The sequence below is a fragment of the Pseudarthrobacter lactosi genome (assembly GCF_055412785.1).
In genome coordinates this window covers 903,020-924,009 of the sequence record NZ_JBVAYS010000001.1, presented here as the reverse complement: position 1 = coordinate 924,009, position 20,990 = coordinate 903,020, and the positions used below count along the sequence as shown (strand labels likewise).

Annotated in this window: 22 protein-coding genes and 1 riboswitch; of the genes, 19 read left to right on the top strand and 3 right to left on the bottom strand. The window is 65.1% G+C overall.

All coding sequences use genetic code 11. The annotated features are described in order from the left end of the window. Positions 1-47 precede the first annotated feature (47 nt). Complete coding sequence (gene ftsY, locus ACZY0Q_RS04280) at positions 48-1,250, top strand: signal recognition particle-docking protein FtsY (RefSeq protein ID WP_463914965.1); 1,203 nt, start codon at positions 48-50, stop codon at positions 1,248-1,250. On the opposite strand, the gene ACZY0Q_RS04275 is transcribed toward ftsY, so the two are convergent. Then, a complete protein-coding gene (locus ACZY0Q_RS04275) occupies positions 1,247-2,494 on the bottom strand; it encodes an MFS transporter (protein WP_463914964.1) in 1,248 nt (415 codons plus the stop codon). The genes ftsY and ACZY0Q_RS04275 overlap by 4 nt on opposite strands. Positions 2,495-2,720: 226 nt before the next feature. Here ACZY0Q_RS04275 and ACZY0Q_RS04270 point away from each other — a divergent pair, with 226 nt between their 5' ends. After that, complete coding sequence (locus ACZY0Q_RS04270; protein WP_463914963.1) at positions 2,721-4,070, top strand: ammonium transporter; 1,350 nt, start codon at positions 2,721-2,723, stop codon at positions 4,068-4,070. After that, positions 4,067-4,405 carry a P-II family nitrogen regulator gene (locus ACZY0Q_RS04265; protein ID WP_056349123.1) on the top strand — a complete coding sequence of 113 codons (339 nt, stop codon included), beginning with the start codon at positions 4,067-4,069 and terminating at the stop codon, positions 4,403-4,405. The genes ACZY0Q_RS04270 and ACZY0Q_RS04265 overlap by 4 nt, the downstream gene beginning before the upstream one ends. Before the next feature lie 115 nt (positions 4,406-4,520). Here ACZY0Q_RS04265 and ACZY0Q_RS04260 read toward each other — a convergent pair whose 3' ends face one another. After that, positions 4,521-5,924, bottom strand: a complete 1,404-nt coding sequence (locus ACZY0Q_RS04260) for a glucose-6-phosphate dehydrogenase (protein ID WP_463914962.1) — start codon at positions 5,922-5,924, stop codon at positions 4,521-4,523. An 88-nt stretch (positions 5,925-6,012) separates the two neighbouring features. On the opposite strand from ACZY0Q_RS04260, the gene ffh reads away from it, so the two are divergent. Both ffh and ACZY0Q_RS04250 read left to right on the top strand, forming a co-directional pair. Next, on the top strand, positions 6,013-7,593 hold the full coding sequence (gene ffh / locus ACZY0Q_RS04255; RefSeq protein ID WP_463914961.1) for a signal recognition particle protein: 1,581 nt from the start codon (positions 6,013-6,015) through the stop codon (positions 7,591-7,593). Between the two features lie 103 nt (positions 7,594-7,696). Continuing rightward, a complete protein-coding gene (locus ACZY0Q_RS04250) occupies positions 7,697-8,431 on the top strand; it encodes an alpha/beta hydrolase (protein ID WP_463914960.1) in 735 nt (244 codons plus the stop codon). 4 nt (positions 8,432-8,435) lie between these two features. Here ACZY0Q_RS04250 and thiC read toward each other — a convergent pair whose 3' ends face one another. Next, a complete protein-coding gene (gene thiC, locus ACZY0Q_RS04245) occupies positions 8,436-10,253 on the bottom strand; it encodes a phosphomethylpyrimidine synthase ThiC (protein ID WP_463914959.1) in 1,818 nt (605 codons plus the stop codon). Further along, positions 10,248-10,355: riboswitch (TPP riboswitch) on the bottom strand. Its footprint overlaps the gene before it by 6 nt. A gap of 153 nt (positions 10,356-10,508) precedes the next feature. Between thiC and ACZY0Q_RS04240 the strand changes: the two genes are divergently transcribed. From ACZY0Q_RS04240 to dprA, 14 genes are all read left to right on the top strand, one after another. Further along, positions 10,509-11,384, top strand: a complete 876-nt coding sequence (locus tag ACZY0Q_RS04240; protein ID WP_463914958.1) for a VOC family protein — start codon at positions 10,509-10,511, stop codon at positions 11,382-11,384. A 113-nt stretch (positions 11,385-11,497) separates the two neighbouring features. Continuing rightward, on the top strand, positions 11,498-11,935 hold the full coding sequence (locus ACZY0Q_RS04235) for a hypothetical protein (protein ID WP_463914957.1): 438 nt from the start codon (positions 11,498-11,500) through the stop codon (positions 11,933-11,935). A gap of 203 nt (positions 11,936-12,138) precedes the next feature. Then, the gene (rpsP, locus tag ACZY0Q_RS04230; RefSeq protein ID WP_463914956.1) at positions 12,139-12,555 is read left to right on the top strand and encodes a 30S ribosomal protein S16; all 417 of its coding nucleotides are present in this window, start codon (positions 12,139-12,141) and stop codon (positions 12,553-12,555) included. Between the two features lies 1 nt (position 12,556). Then, complete coding sequence (locus ACZY0Q_RS04225) at positions 12,557-12,799, top strand: RNA-binding protein (RefSeq protein ID WP_463914955.1); 243 nt, start codon at positions 12,557-12,559, stop codon at positions 12,797-12,799. Positions 12,800-12,910: 111 nt separating this feature from the next. Beyond that, positions 12,911-13,456, top strand: a complete 546-nt coding sequence (gene rimM, locus ACZY0Q_RS04220) for a ribosome maturation factor RimM (RefSeq protein WP_463914954.1) — start codon at positions 12,911-12,913, stop codon at positions 13,454-13,456. After that, positions 13,457-14,317, top strand: a complete 861-nt coding sequence (gene trmD / locus ACZY0Q_RS04215) for a tRNA (guanosine(37)-N1)-methyltransferase TrmD (protein ID WP_463914953.1) — start codon at positions 13,457-13,459, stop codon at positions 14,315-14,317. A 233-nt stretch (positions 14,318-14,550) separates the two neighbouring features. After that, entirely contained in the window at positions 14,551-14,910 is a 360-nt protein-coding gene (gene rplS / locus ACZY0Q_RS04210) for a 50S ribosomal protein L19 (RefSeq protein WP_056349088.1), read from the top strand. Positions 14,911-14,994: 84 nt separating this feature from the next. Then, positions 14,995-15,672 (top strand): signal peptidase I, encoded by a 678-nt coding sequence (gene lepB / locus ACZY0Q_RS04205; RefSeq protein ID WP_463914952.1) that lies wholly within the window; start codon positions 14,995-14,997, stop codon positions 15,670-15,672. Then, positions 15,673-16,566, top strand: a complete 894-nt coding sequence (gene lepB, locus ACZY0Q_RS04200) for a signal peptidase I (protein ID WP_463914951.1) — start codon at positions 15,673-15,675, stop codon at positions 16,564-16,566. It begins immediately after the preceding gene. Positions 16,567-16,580: 14 nt separating this feature from the next. Further along, positions 16,581-17,318, top strand: a complete 738-nt coding sequence (locus ACZY0Q_RS04195; protein WP_463916246.1) for a ribonuclease HII — start codon at positions 16,581-16,583, stop codon at positions 17,316-17,318. Positions 17,319-17,409: 91 nt separating this feature from the next. Further along, positions 17,410-17,736, top strand: a complete 327-nt coding sequence (locus ACZY0Q_RS04190; RefSeq protein ID WP_111909356.1) for a DUF2469 domain-containing protein — start codon at positions 17,410-17,412, stop codon at positions 17,734-17,736. Between the two features lie 122 nt (positions 17,737-17,858). Beyond that, positions 17,859-18,215 (top strand): YraN family protein, encoded by a 357-nt coding sequence (locus tag ACZY0Q_RS04185; RefSeq protein ID WP_185260822.1) that lies wholly within the window; start codon positions 17,859-17,861, stop codon positions 18,213-18,215. Then, positions 18,216-19,760: a YifB family Mg chelatase-like AAA ATPase gene (locus ACZY0Q_RS04180; protein ID WP_463914950.1), complete on the top strand. Its 1,545-nt coding sequence runs from the start codon at positions 18,216-18,218 to the stop codon at positions 19,758-19,760. Positions 19,761-19,774: 14 nt separating this feature from the next. Next, entirely contained in the window at positions 19,775-20,959 is a 1,185-nt protein-coding gene (gene dprA, locus ACZY0Q_RS04175) for a DNA-processing protein DprA (RefSeq protein ID WP_463914949.1), read from the top strand. Positions 20,960-20,990: the final 31 nt, after the last annotated feature.

Below are 20,990 nucleotides of genomic sequence, written 5' to 3'. Positions count from 1 at the left end.
CAGGTGGCCGCCCCGAAGGCCTGCCACGTTTGTGAGAAGCTAGGGGAGTGAATGACATCCTCCCCATTATTCTGTCCATTGTTGCTGCCCTGGCGGTTATTGGCGGGCTGATCCCGGTCCTGTTGAAGACGCGGAAGAACATCACCCAGTACCCCGGGACCCGCGACGCCAATGACCCCGCCACCGGCGGGGGAACACTGCTCGAGGATTCGCCCGTGGTTCCGGCCGAGCGCAACGCTCCCGCCGGCGTCGACCTCGACGACCTTGAAGTTACCGATGTTCCTGATGACGTGGCCGGCCTGGAAATTATCCCGGTTGAGACCCCCCTTCCCGTTGCCGGCCGCCTGACCCGCCTCCGCGAGCGTCTGGTCCGGTCGAACAACATCCTCGGCAAGAGCCTGCTTGCGCTGCTGTCCAGCGACAAGATCGACGAGAACGTCTGGGATGAAGTGGAGGAGACCCTCCTGCTGGCCGATCTCGGCACGGAACCCACCATGCAGCTGGTCGACGCCCTCCGGGAGCGCGTGAAAATACTCGGCACCAGGACCCCCGAGCAGGTCAAGGCTCTGCTCCGGGAGGAACTGATCAAGCTGGTGGACCCCACCATGGACCGCGCGCTGCGCACCGACAGGCACGCGGACAAGCCGGCCATCGTGCTGGTGGTGGGAGTCAACGGTGTGGGCAAAACCACTACCGTGGGCAAGCTCGCCCGCGTGCTTGTTGCCGAGGACAAGGACGTCCTGCTCGGCGCGGCGGACACCTTCCGCGCCGCGGCCGCCGAACAGCTGGCCACGTGGGGCCAGCGTGTGGGTGTACCCACCGTGAAGTCCGACGTCGACGGCGCAGACCCCGCGTCCGTCGCCTATGAGGCGGTCAAGGCCGGCATTGAGCAGGAAGTCGACGTTGTTATGATCGACACCGCCGGCCGGCTGCAGAACAAAACCGGCCTGATGGACGAACTCGGCAAGGTCAAGCGCGTCATCGAGAAGCTGGCGGAGGTCGACGAGGTTTTGCTGGTTCTGGACGCCACCACCGGCCAGAACGGCCTGAACCAGGCCCGCGTCTTCGCCGAGGTAGTGAACATCACCGGCATTGTCCTGACCAAGCTGGACGGGACTGCCAAGGGCGGCATCGTGGTGGCCATCCAGAAATCACTCGGCGTGCCGGTCAAGCTGATCGGTCTTGGCGAAGGCGCAGATGACCTGGCCCCGTTTGAAGTTGAGAGCTTTGTCGACGCCCTGCTGAACTAGGGAGCGGGTTCGATTCGTTTCAGCGGCTCGCGCGTTATGGACCAGCAGGCGGCCGCGAGCATTAGCACGGCGCCGGTGACGCTGAATGCCCAGCCGTAGCCCAGCCGGTCCGCCAGGATGCCCACCAGCACCGGTCCCGCAATGGCACCGACGTCCGAGGTCATCTGGTACGCGGCCAGGACCCGCCCGCCGGACCGCTCATTGCCGATGACATCCGCGACGGCGGCCTGCTGGGCAGGTCCCAGCAGGCCGGACCCCACCCCGGCCACCACCGACGCGGCCAGGAACCAACCCAGGTGGGACGTGAAGCCGATGGCGGCCGTGGCGAGCCCGGCGACCAGGAGCCCAACGACCATCAACGGCCGCCTGCCCAGGCTGTCCGCCAGCCGGCCGGAGAACGTCAGCGCTGCGGCATTGCCGGCAGCGAAGACGGCCAGCGCCAGGCCCGCGGCCTCCGGACCGGCGCCGAGCGCGGCGACAGCAAACAGCGGGACGGTGGCCATCCGCACACCGAACGTGGCCCAGCCGTTGGCGAAGCTGGACATCAGCGCCGAGCGGTACGCACCAACTCGCCAGGCCTCGATGAATGGCATGTCAGGGGCGCGGCCCATACTGGACCGGGCCGCGGACGGCGCATGGCTGAGCTGGGTCTGCACCACCGCGGCAGCAAGGATCAGCGCGATGGCGTAGCAAAGGAACGGTACCCGCAAGCCGAACCCGGCCAGCAGCCCGCCCACCACGGGGCCCAGGACGCTGCCGATCAGGAACGCGGACGCGTAAGCGCCCGAAACCCTGCCCCGGCTTTCCGGCGGCGCCAGCCGCACCACAAGGGCCATCGACGCCACCGTGAACATCACCGAGCCCACACCGCCAAGCCCCCGGAAGACCAGGAGCTGCCAATAGTCCTGGGCAAAGGCGCACGCCGCGGTTGAAACCGCAACAATCAGCAGCCCCGCCACATAGATCGGCCGCTCACCCCATCGGGCAATCAAGGCCCCGCCCGCCGGCGCGAACACCAGCCGCATGAAGGCGAAGATGCTCACGATCACGGCGGCGGCCGTCGCCCCGACGTCGAAAGTGGTGGCGAACTGGGGCAGGACCGGCGCCACCAGCCCAAACCCGAGGGCAATCAGGAACGCCGCAGCGAGCATCACCTTGATGTCGCGCGGAAGCGCGGGCCTCTGCGGGCGGATAACGGACAAAATCCGCATTGTGGCGCGGCTCACGCGAGATGGTGCCGTCATGGGGCGGTTTCCTTGCAAAGTAGGCAGCCGAGGGTCGGCGGCAGCGGTGAAACATAACCGTAACAAGCCAGATATGCACCATTTACTTCCGGGAGGTTGTTGTAACAAGCCCGCAATGTAAATCCTCTGCGGGCGAAACACGGCAGCGACAGACTCGATACAGGACGCAAAAGGCGTTAGTAAAGCGGAGCATTCCGCAGCATCGATCATAGGGAGGACGTGCACCATGGAACTTACCGCAGGTCACGTATGGCTCATGGTGGCAGCAGCACTCGTGCTGTTCATGACACCAGGTCTGGCATTTTTCTACGGCGGCATGACGCGCGCCAAAGCTGCACTGAACATGATGATGATGAGCTTCATCTCCATCGGCATGGTCGGCGTGGTCTGGGTCCTCTGGGGCGCTTCGATGAGCTCCGGCGAAGGATTCCTGCAGATTGTCGGGAACCCGTTTGCCACCTTCGGCCTTGAAGGCATCACCACCCCGGACGGGCTCATCAAGGTCGGCTACGCCGCCACCTTCGCCATCATCACCGTAGCCCTCATCAGTGGCGCGATCGCTGACCGTGCCAAGTTCGGCGCCTGGACCGTCTTCGTCCCTGTGTGGGTCACCCTCGTCTACTGCCCCCTGGCCTACATGGTCTGGGGCGGCGGCCTCTTCGGCCCCGAAGGCGCCATTGGCCAGGCCCTCGGCCCGGCCATCGACTTCGCCGGCGGCACCGTGGTTCACATCAACGCCGGTGTGGCAGCCCTCGTACTCGTGCTGATCATCGGCAACCGCCGCGGCTTCGGCAAGGACCCCAACCACCGCCCGCACAACATCCCGTTCGTGATGCTCGGTGCAGCCATCCTGTGGTTCGGCTGGTTCGGCTTCAACGGCGGCGCCGCCACCACCGCTGAGCAGGGCGGCCTGATCTGGATCAACACCCTCGCAGCCCCGGCCGCGGCAATGCTCGGCTGGCTCATCACAGAACGCATCCGCGACGGCCACCCCACCTCCCTTGGTGCCGCGTCCGGCGTCGTTGCCGGCCTCGTGGCCATCACCCCGGCCTGCGCCAACGTCAGCCCGGTCGGTGCACTGGGTCTCGGTGTCGTAGCCGGTGTCGCATCCGCCCTTGCAGTTGGCCTCAAGTTCCGCTGGGGATTCGATGACTCCCTGGATGTTGTGGGTGTCCACCTCGTGTCGGGCATCATCGGCACCGTCGCACTGGGCTTCATCGCCCTCCCCACCGACGGTGTGGGCGGCGGCCTCTTCTACGGCGGCGGCCTGACTCAGCTCTGGGCCCAGCTCGCAGCAGCCGGTATCGCCATTGCCTACTCCGCAGTCCTTACGGCAATCATCGCCTTCGCCATCCACAAGACTATGGGCTTCCGCGTTTCGCAGGAGCAGGAAGCTGTTGGTGTTGACCTCAGCCTGCACGCTGAGACTGCCTACGAGTTCGGTGTGGGCGGCCAGGGCGGGAGCTTCCAGCCGCTCCACGAACTGATCACGGGCAAGCCAACGGCCACTGAGGGCAAAGCTGCCGGCGTCAAGAAGACCGAGCCGGCAGTCGGCAAGGAGAGCGTGGAAGCATGAAACTGATTACAGCTATTGTCCGCCCGGAGAAGCTCGAAGCCATCCGGGAAGGCCTGGAGTCCTACGGGGTCCAGGGGCTGACGGTCAGTGCGGCCAGCGGCTACGGCCGCCAGCGCGGCTACACGGAGGTCTACCGCGGTGCTGAATACAACGTGGACCTCCTGCCCAAGATCCGGGTGGAAGTCCTCGCCACGGACGAACAGGCCGATGACATCCTCGACGTCATCATCGCCAGCTCCAACACCGGCCGCGCCGGCGATGGCAAGGTCTGGACCGTGGACGTCTTCGAAGCGGTCAGGGTCCGGACCGGCGAACGCGGCGTCGCCGCCATCTAGCTGTTCCAGCAGTCTATAGATCCATACGTAGGAACGGGCAGGGAACCTCGAAAGGTTCCCTGCCCGTTCCGTTTGTTCCGGCGTATCCAACCGCCGCCCATTAGCCAGCCAGCACTTATCCAGCCGCCGCGGAACCTGACCATCCGGCGGGACCGGCCGAACCGGCGTCGTACTTTTCCAGCGGAACCGTGCCCCGTTGCCAGGCCTTCAGGACTGGCTCAAGAATCCGCCAGCATTCCTCGGCGGTGTCGCCGCGCACCGAGAGCAGCGGATCGCCGCTCAGGACGCCTTCCAGCACTTCTCCGTAGGGGAGCAGCTCAGACGCGCTCAGCTCCGCATTCAGCGTTGTGCGGCTCAGGCTGAAGATGCTGCCGGGGCCGTTGACGTCGACATCGAACGCCAGGGTATCCGGCCCGAACCCGATCCGCAGCTGGTTGGGTGAGTCCACGCCGGTGAAGCCTCCCGGCAGATGCGGGACGGGGCGGAAGGTGACCACGGCCTCCTTGCGTTTGACTCCGAGGGCTTTTCCCGAACGCAGGATGAACGGAACCCCCTTCCAGCGCCAGTTGTCGATGTCCACCCGGACTTCCGCCAGGGTCTCTGTCCCGCGGGCGGCATCCACCCCGTCTTCCTGCACATAGTCCGGGACGTTCCTGCCGGCAATCGACCCTGCCGTATACGTGGCCCTGCGCGTGGATTTCGCGTACGGCGCCCTGATGCTGCTGGCGCGGAGCACGGCTGCGATGGCGTCCCGTAGGTCGCGTTCCCCGATGGTGGCCGGCGGCTCAATGGCCATCAGCGCCATGATCTGCAGCAGGTGGCTCTGAATCATGTCGCGCAGGGCGCCGGCATTGTCGTAATACCTTGCCCTGCCCTCCAGCGCCAGGTCCTCGTCGAAGATGATCTCGACCTTTTCCACATGCTCGCGGTTCCAGACGGGTTCGAGGAAATTGTTCGCAAAGCGCAGGCCCAGGATGTTCAGCACCGTTGCCTTGCCCAGGAAATGGTCCACCCGGTGGATGTGGTCCTCCGGCACCAGCGCAGCGAGCGTGTGGTTAAGGGAACGGGCCGAGGCCTCACTGGAGCCGAAGGGCTTCTCCATGACCAGCCGTGTTCCGGCCGGAACCTGGTCGCGGTGCAGGGACTCGCAGGTCAGCTGGCTGACATGGGGAGGCAACGCAAAATAAATGGCGGTGGGGCCTTCCAGTCCGGCCAACAGTGCCGCGAGGGCTCCGTCCGCCGTAACATCAAGCTGGTGGTAAGCCGTGGCCTTCGCCAAAGCGGTGAGGGCCTTTTTTCCAGCCGCGTCGGCGGTCTCCGCGGCGGGGGCAAAGGCCTCGTGCACCCGGGAACGCCACTGTTCCGGTGTCCAGGCGTCGGATCCGGCGCCCACCAGGGTCAGGCCATCGGCGCGGCCGGTAGCCACCAGCCGGGCCAGTCCCGGCAGCAGGAGGCGGCCGGTCAGATCGCCTGAGGCGCCCAGAATGAGCAGGGTTTTTACACTCGTTTGGCTCGTCACCCTGCCAGCATGCCATCCGGCAAGCCCGACTTGGTACCCTAGATAGTCGAGTCCCCCCTGTAAATCCACTGAAAGAAGTGCGCGGCGCGTGTTCAATTCACTCTCTGACCGGTTGACAGCAACCTTCAAGAATCTCCGTGGCAAGGGCCGCCTCACTGAGGCCGACGTTGATGCCACAGTCCGGGAGATCCGCCGCGCCCTCCTGGATGCCGACGTCGCCGTTTCCGTGGTGCGTGAATTTACGGCCCGCGTCCGCGAGCGTGCCCTCGGGGCAGAGGTCTCAGGGGCGCTGAACCCTAGCCAGCAGATCGTCAAGATCGTCAATGAGGAGCTCGTTGAGATCCTCGGTGGCGAGACCCGCCGCATCCGCCTGGCCAAGACCGGCCCCACCATCATCATGCTGGCCGGCCTCCAGGGTGCCGGTAAGACCACCCTCGCGGGCAAGCTCTCCAAATGGCTCAAGGCCCAAGGCCACAGCCCCCTCCTGGTGGCATGTGACCTTCAGCGGCCCAATGCCGTCACGCAGCTCCAGGTTGTCGGCCAGCGTGCTGGCGTGCCTGTTTTCGCACCGCACCCCGGAGCCACCTCGGAACTGGAGCACCCCGCCGGTGACCCGGTTGCCGTCGCCCGCGCCGGCGTCGAGGAAGCGCGCCAGAAGCTGCACGACGTCGTGATTGTTGATACCGCCGGGCGCCTCGGTGTTGACGCCGAGATGATGGAGCAGGCGAGCCAGATCCGCCGCGCCATTGTCCCCAATGAAGTGCTGTTCGTGATTGACGCCATGATCGGACAGGACGCCGTGAACACGGCTGTCGCGTTTGACGAGGGCGTGAACTTCACCGGAATCGTGCTGTCAAAGCTCGACGGCGACGCCCGCGGTGGTGCCGCACTGTCCGTTGCGTCGGTCACCGGTAAGCCGGTCATGTTCGCCTCCACCGGCGAGGGTGTGGATGACTTTGAGCTGTTCCACCCGGACCGTATGGCTTCCCGCATCCTGGACATGGGTGACGTACTCACCCTGATTGAGCAGGCCGAGAAGAACTGGGACAAGGACGAAGCCGCCCGGATGGCGAAGAAATTCGCCGACCAGGAAGACTTTACCCTGGACGACTTCCTCTCCCAGATGCAGCAGATCCGCAATATGGGCTCCATGAAGAAGATGCTCATGATGATGCCCGGTGCGCAGAACATCCGCGAGCAGCTGGAGAACTTTGACGAGCGCGAGATCGACCGTGTCGAAGCGATTGTGCGTTCCATGACGCCGCACGAACGCGTCGCCCCGAAGATCATCAACGGCTCCCGCCGGGCACGCATCGCCCGCGGTTCAGGTGTGCACGTATCCGAGGTCAACGGCCTGTTGGAGCGCTTCGGCCAGGCCCAGAAGATGATGAAGAAAATGGCCCAGGGCGGCGGCATGCCCGGAATGCCGGGGATGCCCGGCATGGCCGGCCCCGGCGGTGCGCGGAAGGGCGGTAAGAACGCGCCGAAGAAGAAGGCCCGTTCAGGCAACCCTGCCAAGGCTGCCCAGGAGCTCAAGGACGCCGAAGCCCGGCGGGCCGGCGCGGCGAAAGCACTTCCCACGGGGGCGTCGTTCGGCCAGCAGGGCGGCGACTTCGACCCTTCGCAGCTGAACCTGCCCAAGGGATTCGACAAGTTCCTCGGCAAGTAACCACCCCTCCCGGCCGGGTAGCAGCAGGTGTTGTGTTGAGCACTCACGCCTACACTTACTGCTGCCCAATCGGGATGTCGGCGCCGTGGAATAGGGTTGGGTCATGTTCAAACAGCGGGTAGTGTTCGTGCACGGCGCCGGACCTTTCGGTGCGGCGGCGTGGACGCGCCAGCACGGAATGGCGCTGACGTACGACGCCCTGTTCCTGCGGCGGCACGGCTTTGACCCCGTTGCTGAGCCCCTGGAGTCCTCGTTCGCCGAAGACACCGCCATCATCCTGCGCTCACTGGCCGACGACGGCCGCGGTGCCGCCGGCGGCCATGTTGTGGCCCACGCCGAGGGCGCCATTGCGGCCATGATGGCCGCCGTCGAACGCCCTGACCTGGTGTTTTCCCTCACGCTGGTTGAACCGGCGTGCTTGTCACTTACCGCGGAACTGCCGGCCACGTCTGCCCACAGGGCGCTGATGCAACCGCTGTTCGACATCCGGCACCAACTCAGCGATGACGACTTCCAGCGTGAGTTCGTAAGGAGAATGTTCGCGGCGGACCTGCAGGAGCCCGCAACGCCGGAGGAAAAACGGTCAGCTCGCCGGCTCCGGCTGCAGGCCCCGTCCTGGGATGCCCCGCTGCACATTGTTCCTGGCGTTCCCACCATGGTCTTGACTGGCGGCTGGGAACCGCTCTACGAGGAAATCGCCGGATACCTGCAGGAAACCGGTGCCCTGCACCGCATTGCTGCGGGAGGACACCGGCCCCAGGACTCTGCCGAAGGTGACCGAGCCATCCGGTCCTTCATCGCCAGCGTCGGCAAGTCACGCTCGGTTCAGGCTTCCTGAGCCGTCAGCTCCCGGCAGGGATCCGAAGCTCGGGGAGGTAGACCTTCCCGCCGGCGGCCAGGAACTCCGCACTCTTTTCGCGCATCCCGCTGTAGGCCTCGGCGATGGCCGCCTGCGAATCTGCGGAACCGTATTCGTCCCTAATGTCCTGGCTGATTTTCATGGAGCAGAACTTCGGGCCGCACATCGAGCAGAAATGCGCCGTTTTCGCCGGCTCGGCCGGCAACGTCTCGTCATGAAAGGCCTCCGCCGTAACCGGGTCCAGGGACAACGCGAACTGGTCCCGCCAGCGGAACTCGAACCGGGCCTTGGACAGGGCATCGTCCCGTTCGTGGGCGCCCGGGTGTCCCTTGGCAAGGTCCGCTGCATGGGCGGCGATCTTGTAGGTGATCACCCCGGTCTTCACGTCGTCCTTGTTCGGCAGGCCAAGGTGCTCCTTGGGCGTGACGTAACAAAGCATGGCTGTGCCGTACCGGGCGATTTCAGTGGCGCCGATGGCGGACGTGATGTGGTCATAGCCCGGGGCAATGTCCGTGACCAGCGGCCCCAGTGTGTAGAACGGTGCGCCCTTGCAGAGTTCCTGCTGGCGTTCCACGTTTTCCCGCACCAAATGGAACGGGACGTGCCCGGGGCCCTCCACCATGACCTGCACATCGAATTCCCACGCCCGCTGCGTCAGCTCCGCCAGGGTGTCCAGCTCCGCGAACTGGGCGGCGTCGTTGGCGTCAGCCGTCGCTCCCGGGCGCAGTCCGTCGCCCAGGGAGAACGCGACGTCATACTTGGCGAAGATCTCGCACAGCTCGTCGAAGTGCGTGTAGAGGAAGTTCTCCTGGTGGTGGGCCAGGCACCAGCCCGCCATGATCGCACCGCCCCTGGAGACGATGCCGGTGACGCGGTTGGCCGTCAGCGGCACGTAACGCAGCAGCACACCGGCGTGGATGGTCATGTAGTCCACGCCCTGCTCGCACTGCTCAATGACGGTGTCCCGGAAGATTTCCCACGTCAGTGCGTTGGCCTCGCCGTTGACCTTCTCCAAGGCCTGGTAGATGGGCACCGTGCCGATGGGCACGGGAGCGTTGCGGATGAGCCATTCCCGGGTGGTATGGATGTCATCGCCGGTGGAAAGGTCCATCACCGTGTCGGCGCCCCACTGGGTGGCCCACTGGAGCTTGTCCACTTCCTCAGCAATGGAGCTGGTCACGGCGGAGTTACCGATATTGGCGTTGATCTTGACCAGGAAGGCCTTGCCGATAATCATCGGTTCGGATTCCGGATGGTTGATGTTGTTGGGGATGATGGCGCGGCCGGCAGCGACTTCGCTGCGGACCAGCTCCACGTCACAGTTCTCGCGGAGCGCAACGAATTGCATCTCGGTGGTGATGCGACCCTGCCGCGCGTAGTGCATCTGGGTGACGGTGTGGCCGTCGACGGCGCGGCGGGGCACCGGCTGGGCCCCCTTCCACTCCGCAGAGGCCGCACCGCGGCGCACGGCAGACCTGCCGTCGTCGAGCAGGTTCCGTTCCCGCCCGCTGTAGGGCTCGGTGTCGCCGCGGGCGGCGATCCACTCCGAGCGGAACGGGTTGAGGCCCACCACAGGATCGCTGCCCGGACCCGCCGTGCGGTACGTCCGGAAAGGCCCGTTCGCTTCGCCGTTCGGCGACGGCTCCAGCGCGATTTCGGTCACGGGAACCTGGATGCCCGTTGCTTCATCGGTGATGTACGCCAGCGAGTGGGACTTCAGTGACTGGGTTTCTGGCTGGAGCGGTTGATCCTTGTCGGCCTCAATCTGGGCAGGGATCAGCTGTGTTTCTTGTGTATTCAATGAATACTCACTTCCTTCGCCGGCATTACCCGGACAGGTTCAACGGTCGCAGGCTGCGTCAGCCCGATCTCAGCCCCTGCAAGGGCTCCCGTGTGGTCAAGTCGAAGCTACCACAGGCCGAGGGCGGCCCGGTGACAGCAATCACGGGGAAGTGGTCGCAACCAGTCTGCTCAACCACTTGAATTATATTGAAGCTTCAAGTAAATTAAAGTCATAGCCGCCTTCGACCGAAGGCCAATGGACCGGGAGCGTTCAATGACTGCAGAAGCCACCAGCCGGGATCTCCTTCCTGCCGACCTCTCCATGGGCACCGTGATGCTCAAGGTGGGCGACATGAAGCTGATGACCGATTACTACCAGCGCGCACTCGGCCTGGAGGTTGTGGCCGAAGAGGACGGCGGCGTCTACCTCGGCCGCCTGGAGCGCCCTCTGGTCCATCTCGCGGCCGCCCCGTCCCTGAACCTGCCTGGCAGGGGAGAGGCCGGGCTGTTCCACACGGCACTGCTTTTTGATGACCAGGCGTCGCTTGCTGCCACGGTAGCCACCACGGCCCAGTACGACCCCCGATCCTTCACAGGCAGTGCCGACCACCTCGTCAGCGAGGCCTTCTACTTCAATGACCCCGAAGGCAACGGCATTGAACTGTACTGGGACAGGCCCCGTGAAAACTGGTCCTGGAATGGGAAGGATGTGGTGATGGACAGCCTGGCACTGCCACCGCAGCGCTACCTTGAGCAGCACCTGACCCAGGAGTCCGTGGCCGGCCAGCAGGCCACCGAAGCCGGGGTGGGCCACGTCCATCTCCAGGTGGGTGACGTCCAGTCGGCGCACAATTTCTACGTCGGCACGCTGGGCTTCGAAAAGACGGCAGGCTGGCACCGGCAGGCGCTGTTTGTCTCCGCCGGCCGGTATCACCACCACATGGCCATGAACGTCTGGAACAGCCGCGGCGCCGGTCCGCGCAAGGACACCCTGGGCCTGGGTGAAGTGCTCATCGAGGTGACTTCCGCGGACGACGTCGGTGCGCTCGCCGACCGTCTGAAGGTCGCCGGCGTGGCCTCGCACCACACGGGCGCCGAGCTTCGCTTCGAGGATCCATGGCGCAACAGGATCCGTGTCGCCGTCCGCTGAGTGCGGATGCCAAATGTGCGGGGCACGTTGTACTAGGCTGATTCTGAACGGCCGGGGCGGCACCTGATGCAGTCCTTCTGGGCCGCACTGTCGACGGAATGAGGGTTGTTCCCATGGGCTTCACTGAAATTTTTGTTTCCACTCACGATGCCGCACTGAAGCGGGCGGTCGTGCTGGATGCGGGCGGCTCCCCGGCGGGCCAGGGTCTGCGGATTCCCGGCATCAGCGATTTCGAAATCGAACAGCTTGGCGATCTTGCCGGTGCTGCGGTGCACGCCAGTGGCGCTGACTACGAACTGGCCATGGTTGACGTGGCCAGCGATTCGCTCCTGGGGGTTCCACCGGCCATGGTGCGCGCACTGGCGGACCTGCTCAGCTACGAGACTGAGGGCGAGGGTAATGTCCTGGACGACGTCGCTGAAAAGTGGGCCGCCCAGGATGACATGCCCTTCGGTGTGGCCGAGGCCCGGGCGTATGTCCAGAAGTTCGCCGAGTTGGCCAACTCGATCGATGACGCCGCGCGTACCGGGGTCTATGTCTGGTCGTCCTAGGCCCCGCCGTGGCCGGCCGGCTGCTCCATCCGTACGTGTCAAGTCGAAATCCGGACGCTGATCTGGCACAATAAATAGGTACTCGATCTGCGTGGCCCCTCTCTCCGCGTCTGGATCCTGTCCTTTGAACCTTCAAGTATGGCCCGCCCCACGGGTGCAGAACGTCGGTTTACCCCTTTTCTGAAACAGGAGTGACCACAAAAGTGGCCGTAAAGATTCGCCTTAAGCGCTTTGGCAAGATGCGCGCACCGTACTACCGCATCGTCGTCATGGACGCACGCTCCAAGCGTGACGGCCGTGCCATCGAAGAGATCGGCAAGTACCACCCCACCGAAGAGCCCTCATACATCGAGGTTGACGCGGACCGTGCCCAGTACTGGCTCGGCGTCGGCGCACAGCCGTCCGAGCAGGTTGCCGCGATCCTCAAGATCACCGGTGACTGGCAGAAGTTCAAGGGCCTCCCGGGCCAGGAAGGCACCCTGAAGACCAAAGCTCCGAAGGTCGCCTTTGTCGCCCCGGAGAAGGGTTCCGTGATTATCCCGGAAGCCATCACCAAGAAGTCAAAGCAGTCTGACGCAGCCGAGGCCCCGGCCGAAGCAGAGACCACCGAGGCTGAGTAGATTGCTGGCAGAAGCGCTCGAACACCTCGTCCGGGGAATCGTTGATTCGCCTGACGATGTCAAGGTCAGCTCGAAGAACAACCGCCGCGGGGACACCCTCGAGGTTCGTGTTCATCAGGAGGACCTGGGACGGGTGATCGGCCGCCAGGGCCGCACCGCACGGGCATTGCGCACCGTTGTGGCGGCACTGGCAGACGGCGAACCGGTCAGGGTCGACGTCGTCGACACCGACCGCCGCCGCTAAGCGCTCAGCAACATCAGTTTTTGCTCCGGCCCTTCCACCAGCAACGGTGGAGGGGCCGGAGTGCTTTCACCACATTGCCTAATCCCGGCACGATCACAGACAGAGGAACAGATGCAGCTTCAGGTGGCACGAATCGGCAAACCGCATGGAATCCGCGGCGAAGTGACGGTCCAGGTGCTGACCGACGCCCCCGGGGACCGGTTCGTTCCCGGTACGGAGTTTGTGGTGGAGCCTGCATCCGCCGGCGCCCTCATTGTTGAGAGCGCGCGGTGGAACAAGGACATCCTGCTGCTCGCGTTCGAGGGAATCGAAACCCGCAACCAGGCAGAGACCCTGCGTGGCGCAAAGCTCTTCATCGAGACCGAAGAGTTGGACGAAGACGACGACGAGGGCTGGTACGAGCACGAACTCGTGGGGCTCGAAGCCCGGGTTGGCTCGCAGGTAGTCGGCAAGGTCGCCGCCCTGCACACGTTGCCCGTCCAGGACCTGCTGGTGGTTGAAACGCCGGACGGCAAGGAAATCCTGGTCCCGTTCGTGGAGCAGATCGTTCCGGAGGTCAATGTGGCCGACGGCTTTGTCCTGCTGACACCGCCGGACGGACTCTTTGAAGTCAACGATGGCGAAGCCGGCGCCGGTGAACCGGAGGAAAACGCGTAGATGAGAATCGACGTCGTCAGCATCTTCCCGGAGTACCTGGCGCCCCTGGAACTCTCGCTCATCGGCAAGGCCCGCCAGGACGGCCTGCTGGACCTGCGCGTCCATGATCTGCGTGATTTCACCACGGACAAGCACCGTTCAGTGGACGACACCCCCTACGGCGGCGGTGCCGGCATGGTGATGAAGCCCGAGCCGTGGGCGCAGGCGCTGGCTGCTGTCGCCGCGGCCGGTGGGGCCGGAGCAGGCGCCGAAACTACGGAGCAAGGGCCTCCCGCCAAGCCGGTGTTGATCGTCCCATCGCCGGCAGGGGAGCGTTTCAACCAGGCCTTGGCCTATGAGCTCGCCGAAGAGAATCAGCTCGTTTTTGCCTGCGGCCGCTATGAGGGCATCGACGAGCGTGTCATCGAGTGGGCGGAAGAGCACTTCACGGTGCGCCCCATGAGCCTTGGCGACTACGTGCTGAACGGCGGCGAAGTGGCCGTTCTGGCGATGGTCGAAGCCATCGGCAGGCTGCTTCCCGGTGTGGTGGGCAACCCCGATTCCCTGGTGGAGGAATCGCATTCGGACGGGCTGCTGGAATACCCCGTGTACACCAAACCCTCCAGCTGGCGGGACCGGGAAGTCCCGGCGGTGCTGTTGAGCGGCAACCACGGGAAGATCGCGCAGTGGCGCCGCCACGAGCAGTACCGGCGGACGGCGGAACGCCGCCCGGACCTGCTGGAAACGTTCGACGCCGGGAAGCTGCCGCGTGCCGACCGGACGGCTTTCGGCGACCTCGGGTACGACGTCGTCGACGGTCGCCTCCGGGCGCGGCGGCCGGCCGGGAGCAACCAGGACGCCGGAACCGACGCCTCAGCCTGAACCGGCGCCGCGGCGATTGGCTGTAGGCCTGTGAGTGTGGCAAAATTAGTCTTTGTGTCTGCTGGGTCCGCACCTGCCACAGGGGGAGCGCAACCAACAGCTGGACACCCCGGGACCTTCAATCAGTGAAGGAACCGGACCCACTTAACTTTCGGCGGTAATTCCCGGTGCTTCCGGGCTTGCCCGCCGTGACCCAAAGTGAATGACCCGTGGCGTTCACCAGGAGTGCAATTATGCATATTCTCGATTCCGTAGATGCAGCCTCGCTGCGCACCGATGTTCCCGTCTTCCGCGCGGGTGACACCCTCAAGGTTCACGTCAACATCATCGAAGGCAAGAACTCCCGTGTCCAGGTATTCCAGGGCTTCGTCCTGGGCCGCCACGGCGACGGTCTTCGCGAAACCTTCACCATCCGCAAGGTCTCCTTCGGCGTCGGTGTGGAGCGTACCTTCCCGGTGCACTCCCCGATCATCGACAAGATCGAGGTCGTCTCCAAGGGCGACGTCCGCCGCGCGAAGCTGTACTACATGCGCGACCTGCGCGGCAAGGCTGCGAAGATCAAGGAAAAGCGCGACTTCCAGCCCAAGAAGTAAGTCCCCCGGGACCTACAAAGCAGGCCCCAGCCGTATCAGGCCAGCGCCGGAGCCCTTCGCAACAGCGCCCCAGGAATACGGATTATGGACCAGACAAAACGCCAGCCCAGAAGAATGGGCTGGCGTTTTGTGTTCCTGGCAGTTCTCCTGGCAGTGGCCGTCAGCGGTCTGGTCCGGTCGCTGTGGCTGGATGTCTACTACATACCGTCCGAATCGATGGAGCCGGTCCTTGCGGACGGGGACCGCATCCTGGTGTCTAGGACAGACTTCCACTCCGAACCCATCCGGCGGGGCGACATTGTGGTCTTCGATGGCAGGGGTTCGTTCGCTCCGCTGAACAGTGGCAAGGGCCCCGTCCTGGATTCCTTGGCAGCGGCCGGGCAGTGGCTAGGCCTTGCCGGCAGTGACACCACGTACGTCAAGCGTGTTATAGGTCTGCCGGGGGACGCCGTGGTCTGCTGCGATGCCGACGGAAAGATCACCGTCAACGGCGCGGCACTTGTTGAGCCGTACCTGTTCGACGGAGACAGCCCAAGCAAGCAGGTCTTCACCGCGATGGTGCCTGACGGCAGGCTGTGGCTGCTCGGTGACCATCGCTCGGCGTCTGCTGATTCGCGCAGCCTGCTCGGTGCGCCCGGCGGTGGCATGGTGCCGATGGACCGTGTCATCGGCAGGCCGGTCCAGATCGTCTGGCCACTTGATAGATTTGCTGCAGTACTACGGCCGCCAGCGGCAGGATCAACAACAGAGGACGGACAGTAAATGCCCGAGAACAATGCGCAGACACCCGAGCCGCCTCGCGAAGGCGCTCCTGGTGCCGACGCCGACGGTATGTCCGCCACCACGACTTCCGGCGGCAGGACCTCCGACGGTGTGATTGCCGACGACGCCATTGCCAACGTTGGTGAATCGGACGACGTAGCGGACGGCAGCCCGGCGCCACCGTCCGGCAGGCGGTCCTCGGCGCCCACTACCGAGGCCGCCGCGCCCAGCCAGCTCTTTGTCTGGCTGAAGGAGGTTGCCACGGTGGTGGTGATCGCCGTGGTGCTGTCCTTCCTGATCAAGACCTTCCTGTTCCGCGCGTTCTATATTCCGTCCGAGTCCATGGTCAGCACCCTGGACGTTAACGACCGCATCTTCGTGAACCTGCTGGTTCCGGAGCCGTTTTCGCTCTCACGCGGCGACGTAGTGGTGTTCCGTGACACCAAGGGCTGGCTGAGCACCGCGCCGGATGAACCGAAGGGACCGTTCACATGGGTCCAGGACGGATTGACATTTGTGGGACTGCTCCCAGACAACTCCGAGCAGCACCTCGTCAAACGCGTCATCGGGCTGCCCGGCGACGAGGTGATCTGCTGCGACGACGGCGGTAAACTGACCATCAACGGATCCCCTATTGATGAAACCTATGTCAACGGGGCTGAAGAACCGCAGGTCCGCACGTTCGACGTCGTTGTTCCGGAAGGAAAGGTCTGGGTCATGGGTGATAACCGGAACCACTCCGCGGATTCCCGCTCGCACATGGAGTCCAATGGTGGATTCGTCGACCTCGTGGACGTGGAAGGCAAAGCCGCCGTGATCGCGTGGCCGCTGAACCGGATCACGGTCCTTGATAACTATCCGGCCGTCTTTCGGAACGTGCCTGCGGGAGGCTGACAGTGTCCGCAGTGATGCCGGCCATACCGGCCACGGCCACGGCCAAGGCCCCGGCCCGCAAGGCGGCCGGGGTCCGCTCCAAAGCACCGACGCTTCGGCATGAGTGGACCTTCAAAGCCCAAGGTGCCCGGTACCTGGCGGGCGTGGACGAAGTGGGCCGCGGGGCGCTGGCAGGACCTGTGAGCGTTGGGATCGCCATCGTGGACCTCCACACCCAGAAGCCCCTGGCCGGTGTGCGGGACAGCAAGCTGCTCAGCCCCGCCGAACGGGAGAGGCTGGGACCCTTGGTCCGGCGCTGGAGTGTTGCGTCCGCTGTGGGGCACGCTTCTGCTCGAGAGATCGATGCGTTGGGCATCATTGCTGCCCTGCGGCTGGCCGGTACGCGCGCCTGGCAGGACATCCTTGCGGCTGGCATCAGCCCAGACGTGGTGCTGCTTGACGGCAGCCATAACTGGCTCTCGCCCGCCGGGCAGCCTTCCCTGTTTGACGAGCCACCGGTCGACGTCGCATGCACTGCCCCCGTACACACCAAGATCAAGGCGGACATGCAGTGCCTGAGCGTGGCCGCCGCCAGCGTGATTGCGAAGGTGGAACGCGACGAGCAGATGCGCGGCCTGCACAGTGAATACCCCGGGTTTGGCTGGGACGTCAACAAGGGCTACGCCACGGCAATTCACCGGGACGCGCTCCGGGCCGCCGGAGCCACACCGTACCACCGGGTGAGTTGGAACCTCCTTGGCGGCGAACTCTGATTCCCTGCCGCACCGGTGCCTGCAGCATTGGTAGGGCCCACGCGGCGCGGACGCTGCGACTGCGGCGCCCTGGATGGTGCAAGATGGAAGCATGAGTGCTGAGGATCTTGAAAACTATGAAACCGACATGGAGCTGCAGCTCTACCGTGAATACCGCGATGTTGTCGGGCTCTTCAGTTACGTTGTCGAGACCGAACGCCGCTTTTACCTCGCAAACCACGTCGACCTGCAGGCCCGAAGCGCCGACGGCGAGGTCTATTTCGACCTGACTTTGCAGGATGCCTGGGTGTGGGATGTGTACCGCTCGGCACGGTTCGTCAAGACTGTCCGCGTCCTGACGTTCAAGGATGTCAACGTCGAAGAACTGCCCCGCAACGAGGAACTCGCCCTGCCGAAGGATGTTGACCTCGGCAACTGACGCCGGCCACTGTTCCTCCACAACGCCGCTGTTTTGGGGCAATTTTCCGGGGTTACTCACATACGCCAGTAGCCTCCTGTCCTCCGTTGTCCTGCCACTGCAGGCTGGTTGCGGAGGTAGAAATGAAATCCAAAGACCTGTTGGGCCGGCGCGGCGAGGAGCTCGCGGCCGGCTATCTTGAATCGCTCGGCATGCTGGTGGTGGAACGCAACTGGCGCTGCACCGAAGGTGAAATAGACATTGTGGCCCTCGACGGGGACTCCCTGGTAATTGCAGAGGTGAAGACCCGCCGTTCCCTGGACTACGGGCACCCGTTCGAAGCCGTTGGGCCGGACAAACTCGCCCGGCTGCATCGGCTTGGCTCGGCGTGGTGCCGGGATCGGGAGCTGCGGATGCCGCTGCGGCGCGTGGATGTCATTGCCGTGGTTGATGACGGCGCCGGCGAACCCCTGGTGGAACACCTCAAGGGCGTGGGGTAGATGGCGCTGGGCCGGGCCTACTCCGTGGCGCTGGTGGGTTTGAACGGGTACATCGTCGAGGTGGAAGCCGACATCGGCCAGACTTTGCCGGCATTTGTGATCCTGGGCCTGCCGGATGCCGCCCTCAACGAAGCCAAGGAGCGGATACGTTCCGCGGCCAAGAATTCCGGAATTCCGCTGAGCCGGCGGAAGATCACGGCCAATCTCATCCCGGCGTCGCTGCCCAAACGCGGTTCCGGCTTCGACCTTGCCGTGACCATGGCCGTCCTGAGGGCCGCAAATGACATCAAGCCTACTGGACGGACCGTCTTCATCGCCGAACTCGGATTGGATGGCCGGCTGCGCCCGGTGCGCGGCATCCTGCCGGCAGTGATGGCATCGGTGCAGGCCGGCTATCCGGACGTGGTCGTCGCACACGCAAATCTCGGCGAAGCGTCATTGGTTCCCGGAGCCAACGTCCGCGGATACCGCACGCTGGCGCGGCTTGCGCTCGAGTTCGGTGCCGACCCGCAGGAGCTCGCACTGGACTTCGAACCGGAGGACGAGGCCGGGCACTGCTATTCCGAACCAGGGGCTCACTCCGTACCTGACATGGCCGACGTCTCCGGGCAGGGTGAAGCCAGGCGTGCCCTCGAGGTGGCGGCGGCCGGGGCACACCATCTGCTCCTGACCGGACCTCCGGGAGCGGGCAAGACCATGCTGGCCGAACGGCTTCCCGGTCTCCTGCCGGACCTTGCTGACAATGAGGCCATGGAAGTCACCGCCATCCACTCGCTCTGCGGTCTGCCCTCATCCGCCGTTCAGCTGGTGCGGCGGCCGCCGTTCGAGAATCCGCATCATTCGGCCACAGCGGCCGCCATCATCGGCGGGGGATCCGGGTTGCCCCGGCCGGGTGCGGCATCCCGGGCCCACCGCGGAGTCCTGTTCCTGGACGAGGCCCCGGAATACGAACGGCGTGTCCTGGACGCCCTTCGCCAGCCCTTGGAGAGCGGGGAGCTGGTTATCCACCGCTCGGCCGGCACGGCGGCCTATCCTGCCCGGTTCCAGCTGGTCCTTGCCGCCAACCCTTGTCCCTGCGGCAAAGCCTCGGGGAAGGGACTGGACTGCACGTGCACACCTATGATGCGGCGCCGCTACGTGGCCAGAATGTCCGGTCCGCTGCTGGACCGGGTTGATATCCAGCTGCAGGTGGAACGCGTGTCCCTGGCCGACTTCGGCCAGGCGGGCGCCGAAGAAGATACCGCCGCCGTGGCCCGGCGGGTCGGTGACGCACGCCGAAGGCAGGCCGAACGGCTGCAGCCGCTCGGGATGGAAACGAACTCGCAGGTGCCCGGCCGGATTCTCCGTGGGGCCCTGCGGTTGCCAGCCGGCGCAACCCGGATACTGGACCACTCACTGGAGCGGGGCGTGCTGACAGCCAGGGGCTATGACAGGGTACTGCGGTTGGCGTGGACCCTGGCGGACTTGTCGCACCGCGACATGCCAGACACCAATGACATCGGTCAGGCCCTTGGCCTCCGGCAGGCTGCCTCGGCAGCTGCGTGAAGGAAGAGAATCACATGGACAACGAACGGATCGCCCGGGCCGCCTTGTCGCGGCTGATGGAACCGCAGGACGCTGCCGGGCTGGCCCTCGTGCAGGCCACGGGTGCACTCGACGCCCTGAAAATTGCCACCGGGCAGGCGGCCGCCGGCCCGGACCTGGAACGGGAGATCACCGGATTACTGGGGGACAACGGTGCCGGAACCAGCTGGGCCGGGATGGCGGCCTGCCTCAAACGCTGGGCGCCCCGCATTCCGGATCTGGCGCCCGAGCGGGACTTGGCCACCATGGCACGCCTTGGCGGCCGGCTGATTGTCCCGTCGGACGATCTCTGGCCTGCCCAGCTCGGTGACCTGGGGATGCAGGAACCTATCTGTCTGTGGTGGCGAGGCCTGGAACAGGAGCTTCCCGGTCCGGCCCGGAGCGTGGCGCTGGTGGGATCCCGCGACAGCACCAGCTACGGCGCGTCGGTGACCGGGGACCTGGCCTACTCCCTGGCTCAGCGGGGCTTCACCGTGGTTTCCGGGGGCGCATATGGCATCGATGCCCACGCGCACCGGGCGGCACTGGCCGGGGGATCAGCGGCGGTGCCTACCATCGCGGTGATGGCTGGTGGTGTGGACCGGTTCTACCCGTCCGGAAACGAGGATCTCCTGCGGGCGGTCTGCAATCAGGGAGCGGTGCTCGCAGAGGTGCCGCCGGGGTCGGCGCCCACTCGTTACCGCTTTCTCCAGCGGAACAGGCTGATCGCGGCCCTGGCCGCCGTGACGGTGGTGGTGGAAGCCCGCTGGCGGTCCGGTGCCCTGAATACGGCCCACCACGCGGAGACCCTTGGCCGGGCGGTGGGAGCTGTGCCGGGATCGGTTCACAGCGCCAACTCAGCTGGCTGCCACCGGCTGCTCCGGGATGGCGGCGCTGTCTGCGTGACTGACGCCGCGGAGATCGCCGAGTTGGCCTCCCCTAGTGGCCTTGGGCTAGCGGAGCCCGGGACCGCGCATGTGGCCGACCATGACGGACTGACCTTGGAGGACCTGATCCTTCTTGACGCCCTGCCACTGCGGTCCACTACGTCCGTGGACAAGCTCTGCGCAGTTGCAGGGCTCAGTGCGGACTCCGTCCGGGCCGGGTTAGGCAGGCTAGGCCTGCTGGGGCTGGCAGCTTCAGAAAGGGGCGGGTGGAAACGGGCCAAGGAATCCGGGTAGTTGCCTGTGTCCGGCACGGGATTGCCCACGG

Bases quoted from the DNA above. Each gene is read 5' to 3' on its own strand.
- dprA (WP_463914949.1), top strand. From the start codon at position 19,775: ATGGACAACGAACGGATCGCCCGGGCCGCCTTGTCGCGGCTGATGGAA.
- ACZY0Q_RS04195 (WP_463916246.1), top strand. From the start codon at position 16,581: ATGCCGGCCATACCGGCCACGGCCACGGCCAAGGCCCCGGCCCGCAAG.
- lepB (WP_463914951.1), top strand. From the start codon at position 15,673: ATGCCCGAGAACAATGCGCAGACACCCGAGCCGCCTCGCGAAGGCGCT.
- rimM (WP_463914954.1), top strand. From the start codon at position 12,911: ATGCAGCTTCAGGTGGCACGAATCGGCAAACCGCATGGAATCCGCGGC.
- ACZY0Q_RS04275 (WP_463914964.1), bottom strand. From the start codon at position 2,494: ATGACGGCACCATCTCGCGTGAGCCGCGCCACAATGCGGATTTTGTCC.
- ACZY0Q_RS04190 (WP_111909356.1), top strand. From the start codon at position 17,410: ATGAGTGCTGAGGATCTTGAAAACTATGAAACCGACATGGAGCTGCAG.
- ACZY0Q_RS04180 (WP_463914950.1), top strand. From the start codon at position 18,216: ATGGCGCTGGGCCGGGCCTACTCCGTGGCGCTGGTGGGTTTGAACGGG.
- ACZY0Q_RS04235 (WP_463914957.1), top strand. From the start codon at position 11,498: ATGGGCTTCACTGAAATTTTTGTTTCCACTCACGATGCCGCACTGAAG.
- ACZY0Q_RS04270 (WP_463914963.1), top strand. From the start codon at position 2,721: ATGGAACTTACCGCAGGTCACGTATGGCTCATGGTGGCAGCAGCACTC.
- ACZY0Q_RS04265 (WP_056349123.1), top strand. From the start codon at position 4,067: ATGAAACTGATTACAGCTATTGTCCGCCCGGAGAAGCTCGAAGCCATC.
- ACZY0Q_RS04185 (WP_185260822.1), top strand. From the start codon at position 17,859: ATGAAATCCAAAGACCTGTTGGGCCGGCGCGGCGAGGAGCTCGCGGCC.
- ACZY0Q_RS04240 (WP_463914958.1), top strand. From the start codon at position 10,509: ATGACTGCAGAAGCCACCAGCCGGGATCTCCTTCCTGCCGACCTCTCC.
- trmD (WP_463914953.1), top strand. From the start codon at position 13,457: ATGAGAATCGACGTCGTCAGCATCTTCCCGGAGTACCTGGCGCCCCTG.
- rplS (WP_056349088.1), top strand. From the start codon at position 14,551: ATGCATATTCTCGATTCCGTAGATGCAGCCTCGCTGCGCACCGATGTT.
- lepB (WP_463914952.1), top strand. From the start codon at position 14,995: ATGGACCAGACAAAACGCCAGCCCAGAAGAATGGGCTGGCGTTTTGTG.
- ACZY0Q_RS04250 (WP_463914960.1), top strand. From the start codon at position 7,697: ATGTTCAAACAGCGGGTAGTGTTCGTGCACGGCGCCGGACCTTTCGGT.